This is a genomic window from Streptomyces sp. NPDC059564 (assembly GCF_042735575.1).
Classification (GTDB): domain Bacteria; phylum Actinomycetota; class Actinomycetes; order Streptomycetales; family Streptomycetaceae; genus Streptomyces.
In genome coordinates, this window is sequence record NZ_JBHWBP010000300.1 from 1 (window position 1) to 9422 (window position 9422).

The window sequence follows — 9422 nt, forward strand, 5'->3', positions numbered from 1 at the left end:
GCGGCATCGACACGGTCCCTCGATGCCGCGCCCGCCTTCTTTCCACGCCATCCGCCATCGGCGGTACCGAACGACCCGGACCCCGGCCTCCGAACTCCGCCGGGTGCGATGGGGCTATGACCAGGGGACGTCCGGGGCGCGGTAGTAGGTGATGTTCTGGGCGTCCAGGCGGGGGGACTGGGCTGCCAGGCGTTCGCGGTACGTCGGCCAGTCGAGGGCGGATGACGGGGACCAGCCCAGTTCCGCGAGGCCGAGGACGCGGGGGAAGGCCAGCAGTTCCCAGTCGGAGCGGGTCGCGACGGTTTCCGTCCACAGCGGGGCTTCGACCCCGAGGACGGCGGATTCCGGGAGGCCGGCGAGGTAGGAGCCCGGGTTCCAGGCGTAGGAGCGCTGGACCGGGACGTAGCCGGCCCAGGCCAGGCCCGGCTTCGTCGCCTTGTCGTACTTCATGTCCAGGTAGGCGTGGTCGGCCGGGGAGAGGATCACCGGGTGGCCGGACTTCCCCGCCGCCACGACCGCGGCCTTCTCGGCGGCGGCCGTCTTGTCGTGGCCCCAGTACTGGAGGACCGCGCCCGGCGCCGGGCGGGCCGACGCGAGCTGGTGCCAGGCCACCACCGTCTTGCCGTGGCGGGCCACCACCCGCTGGGCGCGGTCCATGAAGGCCGCGTAGTCCGCCGCCGGGGTCGCGTGCGCCTCGTCGCCCCCGATGTGGAGGTACCGGCCCGGGGTCAGCTCCGCGAGTTCGCCCAGCACCTGGTCGATGAACTCGTACGTCCGCTCCTTGCCGACGCAGAGCGAGCTGAAGCCGACCTTGATGCCGGTGTAGCGCTCGGGCGCCTTGCCGTCGCAGGTGAGCTCCCCGTACGCGGCCTGCGCGGCGTTGACGTGGCCGGGCATGTCGATCTCCGGGACCACGTCCACGTACCGCTCGGCGGCGTACGCCACCAGGTCGCGGTACTCCTCCTTGGTCCAGTGGCCGCCGGGCCCGCCGCCCACCTCGCTGCCGCCGCCGTACGTGGCGAGCCGCGGCCAGGAGTCGACCGCGAGCCGCCAGCCCTGGTCGTCGGTCAGGTGCACGTGCAGCGCGTTGATCTTGTACTGGGCGAGCTGGTCGACGTACCGCTTGACCTGCTCCACGGGGAAGAAGTGCCGCGCGACGTCGATCATCGCCCCCCGGTACGCGAAGCGCGGCACGTCCGTGACCGTCCCGCCCGGCACACTGCCCGTCCCGCTCACCGGCAGCAGCTGGCGCAGCGTCTGACCCGCGTGGAAGAGCCCGGCCGGGGTGCGCGCCGTCAGCGTGACGCCGGAGGGGGTGGCGCGCAGCCGGTAGCCCTCCGCGCCCAGTTCCGCGTCCCCGCGGTCGAGCAGCAGCCGGATCCCGTCCCCCTCCTGCCCGTCGACCACCGGCAGCGGCAGCCCGCTGGGGCCGCGCAGCTGCTCCGCGAGGAGCTCGCCGACCTGCCGGACCTCCTCCGGCGCCGCCACTCCCGTACGGATCACCGTGCCGGCCCCGAAGGAGTACGGGGCACCTTCGGCGCGTGCGGAGGCGGGCGCGGGCAGGAGCCGTTCGTAGGGAGCGAGGGCGGCGGGGCGGCGGCCCGGGGGTTTGGCGTCGTCGCCGTGGGCCGCGGTGCAGGAGACCGCGGCCCCCAGGGCGAGGAGGGTGCCGAGCGTGCGTCGCAGGACTCTCATGCGCCCAGGTATAGGCCAACCGGCGGCCAACCGGCCTTGGAATGCCGATGGGAGAATCCCCACATGGCGGAAATCATCCAGAAGGACGGTACGTGGACCTTCGACGGGGACGCGGTGCGCATCGTGCCGGGCCGCGACAAGGGGGTGGGGCTGCTGCGGCAACACCTGGGCGAGGTGGCCGTGCCGCTGCGCGCGATCGCCGGGATCAGCCACGAACCGGGCCGCAAGGCCGGCCGGCTGCGCCTGCGGCTGCGTGACGGCGCGGACCCGCTGCTGCAGGTCACGGGCGGGCGGCTGCCGGAGGCCTCGGACCCGTACCGGCTGAGCGTGGAGCCGGACCGGACCGGGGTCGCGGAGTACTTCGTCGACGAGGTGCGCCACGCGCTGCTGCTGGACCAGGTCGATCCCGGCCCCTCGGACGCGTACCTGCTGCCGGGGCCGTCCGTGCCGATCTCGGTCGGGGCGGGCGACGGGACGGTGGCCTTCGACGGCGACCGGCTGCTCCTGGACTGGAACTGGACGACGGAGGAGGCGAAGCGTTCCGGCGGGCCGCGGGAGTTCCGCGTCGGCGACGTGCGGGCGGTGGAGTGGTCCCCGTCGAGGGGGCTGGAGAACGGCTGGCTCCGGTTCACCCTGGCGGGCGCCACGGCGGCCGCCGCGCCCAAGTACGACCCCCACACGGTGGAGCTGTTCGGCTTCAAGAAGGACCCCCTGATGGCGCTGGTCGCGGCGGCCGTGGCGGTACGGATGCCGCATCCGGCGGCCGCGTCCGCCCCCGAGCCGGCCCCGGCGCCCGCCGCGCTGCCGCTGGCGGAGTCGGGCCCGGCGCTGGCGGGTGAGCCGGTGGACCACGACACGCTGCTGCGGCGCCTGCGCGAGCTGGGCGAACTGCACCAGACGGGCATCCTGACCGCCGAGGAGTTCAGTGCGGCGAAGGCCGCCGTTTTGGGCCGCTTCTGACCGACCCGGACCGGAATAACACCTTCCTCTGGTCCAGACCAGCGAGATCCTGCCCGATTTCGGGCAGGATCTTTGCGTTCCGGCCCGCTGACGGTCAATATCTACAGGTGCTCGACCGCCGCCCGTCCCATGACGATCTCGTCGACCACCTGGTGCGCAGCACCGCGCTCCAGCGCGGGGAAGCGGCCCGGGTGGTACTCGACGTACTCGCGTACTTCGACGAGACGACCGAGGAGTTCGTCCGCCGTCGCCACCGCGAGCTGCAGTCCGGCGGTGCGGTGAACGCCGAGATCTTCGAGCGGATCGCGGCAGAACTGCCGCACCGCGCCGTGGCGCCTCCGGAGCTCTCGCTCCGGCAGCTGCGCCGCATCGTCTACGGCTGAGACGGCCGGACCGGCCAGAGCACGACACCGAACTTCAGGAGGGGCAAAACCGTATGTGCGGAATCGTGGGTTACATCGGCAAGCGCGACGTGGCACCGCTGCTGCTGGAAGGTCTCCAGCGGCTGGAATACCGCGGCTACGACTCGGCGGGCATCGTCGTCAACAGCCCGAAGTCGAGCGCCCTCAAGGTCGTCAAGGCCAAGGGCCGCGTCCGCGAGCTGGAGTCCCGCGTCCCCAAGCGCTTCGCCGGCACCACCGGCATCGCGCACACCCGCTGGGCCACCCACGGCGCCCCGAGCGACATCAACTCCCACCCGCACCTGGACGCCGAGAGCAAGGTCGCCGTCGTCCACAACGGCATCGTCGACAACGCCGACGAGCTGCGCGCCAAGCTGATCGCGGACGGGATCGTCTTCGTCTCGGAGACCGACACCGAGGTGCTCGTCCACCTGATCGCCCGCTCCCAGGCCGACTCCCTGGAGGAGAAGGTCCGCGAGGCGCTCAAGGTCGTCGAGGGCACCTACGGCATCGCCGTCATGCACGCCGACTTCGCCGACCGCATCGTCGTCGCCCGCAACGGCTCCCCGGTGGTCCTCGGCATCGGCGAGAAGGAGATGTTCGTCGCCTCGGACGTCGCCGCGCTCGTCGCCCACACCCGCCAGGTCGTCACCCTCGGCGACGGTGAGATGGCCACCCTGAAGGCCGACGACTTCCGCACCTACACCACCAGCGGTACGAAGACCACCGCCACGCCCGAGACCGTGGAGTGGGAGGCCGCCTCCTACGACATGGGCGGCCACGACACGTACATGCACAAGGAGATCTCCGAGCAGCCCGACGCGGTCGACCGCGTACTGCGCGGCCGGATCGACGACCGCTTCAACACCGTGCACCTGGGCGGCCTGAACCTGGACCCGCGCGAGGCGCGCGGCATCCGCCGGGTCAAGATCCTGGGCTGCGGCACCTCCTACCACGCCGGTCTCATCGGCGCGGGCCTGATCGAGGGCATGGCGCGGATCCCCGCCGACGCCGAGCCGGCCTCCGAGTTCCGCTACCGCAACCCGGTCGTGGACCCCGACACCCTCTACATCGCCGTCTCCCAGTCCGGTGAGACGTATGACGTGCTCGCGGCCGTCCAGGAGCTCAAGCGCAAGGGCGCCCGCGTCCTCGGCGTGGTCAACGTGGTCGGCTCCGCCATCGCCCGCGAGGCCGACGGCGGCGTGTACGTGCACGCCGGCCCCGAGGTCTGCGTCGTCTCCACCAAGTGCTTCACCAACACGGTCGTGGCCTTCGCGCTGCTCGCCGTGCACCTCGGCCGGATCCGGGACCTGTCGGTCACCGACGGCAAGCGGATCATCGAGGGCCTGCGCAAGCTGCCCGCCCAGATCGAGGAGATCCTCAAGGGCGAGGAGGACATCAAGAAGCTGGCGGCCGAGTACGCCGAGGCCAAGTCGATGATGTTCATCGGCCGGGTGCGCGGCTACCCGGTGGCGCTGGAGGCCTCCCTGAAGCTCAAGGAGATCTCCTACATCCACGCCGAGGCCTACCCGGCCTCCGAGCTCAAGCACGGCCCGCTCGCGCTCATCGAGCCGGCGATGCCGACGGTCGCGATCGTCCCCGACGACGACCTGCTGGAGAAGAACCGTGCGGCGCTGGAGGAGATCAAGGCCCGCAGCGGCCGGATCCTCGCGGTCGCCCACCGGGAGCAGGAGAAGGCCGACCACACCATCCTCGTGCCCAAGAACGAGGACGAGCTGGACCCGATCCTGATGGGCATCCCGCTCCAGCTGCTGGCGTACCACACCGCCCTGGCGCTGGGCCGGGACATCGACAAGCCGCGCAACCTGGCGAAGTCGGTCACGGTCGAGTAGGCGCACCACGACGGACCACGACGGACCACCGTCACGGAACAGCACGACGGCCCCGGGGAGCTCCCCGGGGCCGTCGTGTTTTCCGTTGGTTCCCGCTTCCCGCCCTCAGCTCGCGGCGACCGCGCCGCTGCCGGAGGCCTTGCCCAGCGCGGTCGGCCAGTGCGCCAGCGCGGCGGTGGCCCCGTACCAGGCCAGCAGCCCGGAGAGCGCCGCGACCCAGCCGGCGGCCTTGGCGAGCCCGCCGCTGTCGGCGAAGACGCCTATCGCGAGGAGCACCAGGGAGAGGGTGAGGAGGGCGTACACGCCCTGACCGAACAGTCCGCTCGCCGCACTCACCGTGAGGGTCAGCGCGAGCAGGGCGAACAGGACGAGGAACAGTCCGGCCGCGTGTGCCGAAACCTTTCCGTCCGCGCCGTTGGCCCAGGTGAACCAGAAGGCGCCGAGGCCCGCGAACGCCGTGCCGTTGAAGCCGTTGCCGCCACGGAATTCGAGGAGTCCGAGGACGAACAGGGCGAGACCGCCGACGAATGTCGCGAGCGACACGGAGTCGGCCACGGTCACGCCGCTGACGATGCCCGTGTGGCCGATACCGAACGCGAGAAGGGTGAGCCCCAGGGCGATGTTCCCCAGGGTCGAAGTCGAGGCCGTGCTTCCCGCAGAGACACCATTGTCCACGGCGGGCTCCCTTCGATCTGCAGTTGTTTGCTGCGTCCCAGCAGCATTTATCTACCCTTTACAAGGGGGTTCACAACCGCACAATCGACGTACAGTGGGTTACGGAATGACAACAACGGGTCGCTGCGCCCGCTTCGCGAGCCGGCCCGCCACCGAACCGAAGATCCGGCCCACGATCCCGTGCGTGGAGCCGACCACGATGGCGTCCGCCGAGTACTCCCGGCCGACCTCCTCCAGCTCGTGACAGATGTCCCCGCCCCGCTCGACCAGGATCCACGGCACCTCGGCCAGATAGTCGGCGCAGGCCAGCTCCAGGCCCAGCACCTCGGTCCGGTGGTCCGGCACGTCCACGAAGACGGGCGGTTCACAGCCCGCCCACACGGTGGTGGGGAGCCGGTTGGCCACATGCACGATGATCAGACCGGAACCCGAGCGCCGGGCCATTCCGATCGCGTACGCGAGGGCTCTCTCACTGGACGTGGAGCCGTCGAAGCCCACCACCACGCCGTGCCGGAAGGCCGGGTCGCAGGGGAGACGTGTCTGTTCCACCGCGCGCAGGTCGCTCGATACGGAATCGGCGAGGGGTTTGCGCTTGCGGTCCGCGGGTTCGGAGTATTCGTGACCGGCCATGGTTGTCTCGGCGAAGGGTCCTCGGGGGAGGCGACAGGGGCGGTTTCGGCGACTCTGGCTTGACGACGCAGTGTGACGGAGCTCTGTCCGGGAAGCATCTTCCCAAGCCCTTACCCACCAGGGTACGGCGACACTCCTGTCCTGCACAGGGCATGCCGCCCTTGGAGAGCGTCCCAGGGAGCATGCCGGAGCCACGGCGCCTTGGCAATGGCCGCTGTCCCCTACAGCCAGTGACGAGAGACCCGCGTGCCACCCGTGCGCGCAGTGACCGAGCCGCGCACCGGGGCGTTGGACAGGCGTCCGACCGTCCAGGAAGAGCCCGCAGGGAGTACGCCGTGCCCGGCCATCCGGTTCACCCCGTCCAGCCCGTCCAGCCCGCTCCGCCGACACAGCCCCTCCCGTCTGCCCACTCCGGCGCGTCGCACGCGCGCTCCGCACTTCACCCGTCCGTGCCATCCGCCGGACGGCCCCACGAGGACCCGGCGGGTGACGTGGTGCGCTGGGCCGCCTTCAGCTGCCTGCTCGTCCCCGTGATCCTGGTCGTCTACGGAACCTCGTACGGCGGGGCCGCCGTGGCGACCCTGGGGCTGGCCGCGGTCACCGCCGCCTGCCGGGTGCTGCTGAGGTACTCCGAGAAGACGGAACGGGCCGCCGCGCGGGTGCTTTCGGAGGATCCGCTTCCGTCCGGCCACCGCGGCCGGCACTCCCGCAGCGGGGCCGGTTCGCACCGCGGTTGCCACGGTTCCGGTGGCCTGCCCCCTCACGACTGACCGGTTCGCACGTACACACCCGGTTGTTTTCAGCCAACTTCCGGACCCAGTGCCCCCCTTGCCGGAATGTCCCCCCAACCCCCCTACCACCAGCGACGACAAGGGCCGGGGGGCCTCACGACCCTACGGGTACTGGCCATGGCCGGACAGGAAGCTTCCCACCCGGGTAGCGGAGTGGAACGCTTCCTGATCGAATGCTTTTCGCCAAGTTGCCAAGTCGATATAGCGCTGCGTGCTGAACTTGTCACGCCGACACCACGGGACGCAGTAGATTCGATCATGTATTTACGGCGGGGGATCCACGTGCAAGGCCGAGGGGAAACGTGCAGGTGCGACCAGACCAAGGAGTCGCGACACCCAAGGGGGGCTTAGCGCCATGAGCCAGGATTCCACCGCCGCTGTCGTCGCGGACGCGGGCCGGAAGCTCGCGGGGCGTCGCCGCAGGGAGATCGTCGCGGTGCTGCTGTTCAGCGGCGGACCGATCTTCGAGAGTTCCATTCCGCTTTCCGTGTTCGGCATCGACCGACAGGACGCGGGAGTTCCACGCTACCGACTGCTCGTGTGCGCCGGGGAGGACGGTCCGCTGCGGACCACCGGCGGACTCGAACTGACCGCGCCGTACGGGTTGGAGGCGATCGCCCGGGCAGGCACGGTCGTCGTTCCGGCCTGGCGCTCCATCACTTCACCGCCGCCGCCGGAGGCTCTGGACGCACTGCGTCTGGCGCACGAGGAGGGGGCCCGGATCGTCGGCCTGTGCACGGGAGCCTTCGTGCTCGCCGCCGCCGGGCTGCTGGACGGCCGGCCCGCGACGACGCACTGGATGTACGCGCCGACGCTGGCCAAGCGGTACCCGTCCGTCCACGTCGACCCGCGCGAGCTGTTCGTCGACGACGGCGACGTCCTGACGTCCGCGGGCACCGCGGCCGGAATCGACCTGTGCCTGCACATCGTGCGCACGGACCACGGCAGCGAGGCGGCCGGGGCACTGGCCCGCCGGCTCGTCGTGCCGCCGCGCCGCACCGGAGGCCAGGAGCGCTACCTCGACCGGTCGCTGCCCGAGGAGATCGGCGCCGACCCGCTCGCCGAGGTCGTCGCCTGGGCACTGGAACACCTCCACGAGCAGTTCGACGTGGAGACGCTGGCCGCCCGCGCCTACATGAGCCGGCGCACCTTCGACCGGCGGTTCCGCTCGCTCACCGGCAGCGCGCCGCTGCAGTGGCTGATCACCCAGCGGGTGCTCCAGGCACAGCGGCTGCTGGAGACCTCCGACTACTCGGTCGACGAGGTCGCCGGACGCTGCGGGTTCCGCTCACCGGTCGCCCTGCGCGGCCACTTCCGGCGGCAGCTGGGGTCCTCCCCGGCCGCCTACCGCTCCGCCTACCGGGCGCGCCGGCCGCAGGCCGACGTGTCCCCGGTGAGCGAGCTTTCGGGAGGCCCGCTTCCGCACCAGCGGACGCCGCAGCCCCAGCGCGCGGCGGCGGCCCTGGCCGCCTCCGGTCCCAGCGTGACGGAGCTGTACGCCCCGGGCCGGGTGCTGCGCGAGCACGCGTAGCCGCCTTCCGGGCACCGCACGACGGAGGTCCCCCACAGTGGTCGAGCACCACGGTGGGGGACCTTCGGCATAAGGTGGGGCGCATGAACGATCGCATGGTGTGGATCGACTGCGAGATGACCGGGCTCTCGTTGACGGACGACGCACTTATCGAGGTGGCCGCACTGGTCACCGACTCGGAGCTCAACGTGCTCGGCGAAGGCGTGGACATCGTGATCCGCCCGCCGGACGCGGCCCTGGAGACCATGCCGGACGTGGTGCGCGAGATGCACACCGCTTCCGGGCTGCTCGACGAGCTGGCCGGCGGCACGACCCTGGCCGACGCCGAGGCGCAGGTCCTGGCGTACGTACGGGAGCACGTCAAGGAACCCCGCAAGGCGCCGCTGTGCGGCAACTCGGTCGGCACCGACCGCGGGTTCCTGCTGCGCGACATGGCCGCGCTGGAGGGTTACCTGCACTACCGGATCGTGGACGTGTCCTCGGTCAAGGAGCTGGCGCGCCGCTGGTACCCCCGGGCGTACTTCAACAGCCCGCCGAAGAACGGCAACCACCGGGCGCTCGCGGACATCAAGGAGTCCATCGCCGAGCTGCGCTACTACCGTGAGGCGGTCTTCGTGCCGCAGCCCGGGCCCGACTCGGACACCGCCCGCACCATCGCCGCCAAGCACGTGGTGGCGGGCGAGTAGCACCATCCGGAGACGGGCGCGGGAAAAGGGTGGAGCGAGCACCCTCCCGGACCCTGTACCCTTTTCTTCGGCCGGTCGTTCTGCGACCGGACATGGTGGGTGTAGCTCAGCTGGTAGAGCACCTGGTTGTGGTCCAGGTGGCCGCGGGTTCAAGTCCCGTCACTCACCCTGTGGGAAGGCCCCGGTACGCGAAAGCGGAC

Annotated in this window: 9 protein-coding genes and 1 tRNA gene; 7 read left to right on the forward strand and 3 right to left on the reverse strand. The window is 71.2% G+C overall.

Translation table 11 applies throughout. The features are described 5' to 3' along the window. Positions 1-114: 114 nt before the first annotated feature. Positions 115-1695, reverse strand: coding sequence for a beta-N-acetylhexosaminidase (locus tag ACFV0Q_RS32480; protein WP_385010239.1), 1581 nt, complete (start codon positions 1693-1695; stop codon positions 115-117). Positions 1696-1758: 63 nt separating this feature from the next. Between ACFV0Q_RS32480 and ACFV0Q_RS32485 the strand changes: the two genes are divergently transcribed. The 3 genes from ACFV0Q_RS32485 (at position 1759) to glmS (ending at position 4909) form a co-directional block, all read left to right on the forward strand. Next, positions 1759-2655: a DUF4429 domain-containing protein gene (locus ACFV0Q_RS32485; protein WP_385010241.1), complete on the forward strand. Its 897-nt coding sequence runs from the start codon at positions 1759-1761 to the stop codon at positions 2653-2655. Positions 2656-2762: 107 nt separating this feature from the next. Further along, positions 2763-3038, forward strand: coding sequence for a hypothetical protein (locus ACFV0Q_RS32490; protein ID WP_030008735.1), 276 nt, complete (start codon positions 2763-2765; stop codon positions 3036-3038). A gap of 53 nt (positions 3039-3091) precedes the next feature. Then, the gene (gene glmS / locus ACFV0Q_RS32495; RefSeq protein WP_385010243.1) at positions 3092-4909 is read left to right on the forward strand and encodes a glutamine--fructose-6-phosphate transaminase (isomerizing); all 1818 of its coding nucleotides are present in this window, start codon (positions 3092-3094) and stop codon (positions 4907-4909) included. Between the two features lie 105 nt (positions 4910-5014). Here glmS and ACFV0Q_RS32500 read toward each other — a convergent pair whose 3' ends face one another. Both ACFV0Q_RS32500 and ACFV0Q_RS32505 read right to left on the reverse strand, forming a co-directional pair. Continuing rightward, entirely contained in the window at positions 5015-5584 is a 570-nt protein-coding gene (locus tag ACFV0Q_RS32500; RefSeq protein ID WP_385010245.1) for an acetate uptake transporter, read from the reverse strand. 99 nt (positions 5585-5683) lie between these two features. Beyond that, on the reverse strand, positions 5684-6214 hold the full coding sequence (locus ACFV0Q_RS32505; RefSeq protein ID WP_385010247.1) for a universal stress protein: 531 nt from the start codon (positions 6212-6214) through the stop codon (positions 5684-5686). 449 nt (positions 6215-6663) lie between these two features. On the opposite strand from ACFV0Q_RS32505, the gene ACFV0Q_RS32510 reads away from it, so the two are divergent. From ACFV0Q_RS32510 to ACFV0Q_RS32525, 4 genes are all read left to right on the forward strand, one after another. Next, complete coding sequence (locus ACFV0Q_RS32510; protein WP_385010249.1) at positions 6664-6984, forward strand: hypothetical protein; 321 nt, start codon at positions 6664-6666, stop codon at positions 6982-6984. A gap of 376 nt (positions 6985-7360) precedes the next feature. After that, positions 7361-8536, forward strand: a complete 1176-nt coding sequence (locus ACFV0Q_RS32515; protein WP_266577199.1) for a helix-turn-helix domain-containing protein — start codon at positions 7361-7363, stop codon at positions 8534-8536. Between the two features lie 83 nt (positions 8537-8619). Then, positions 8620-9222: an oligoribonuclease gene (gene orn / locus ACFV0Q_RS32520; RefSeq protein ID WP_266577198.1), complete on the forward strand. Its 603-nt coding sequence runs from the start codon at positions 8620-8622 to the stop codon at positions 9220-9222. A 95-nt stretch (positions 9223-9317) separates the two neighbouring features. Beyond that, a tRNA-His gene (locus tag ACFV0Q_RS32525) sits at positions 9318-9390 on the forward strand. Positions 9391-9422: the final 32 nt, after the last annotated feature.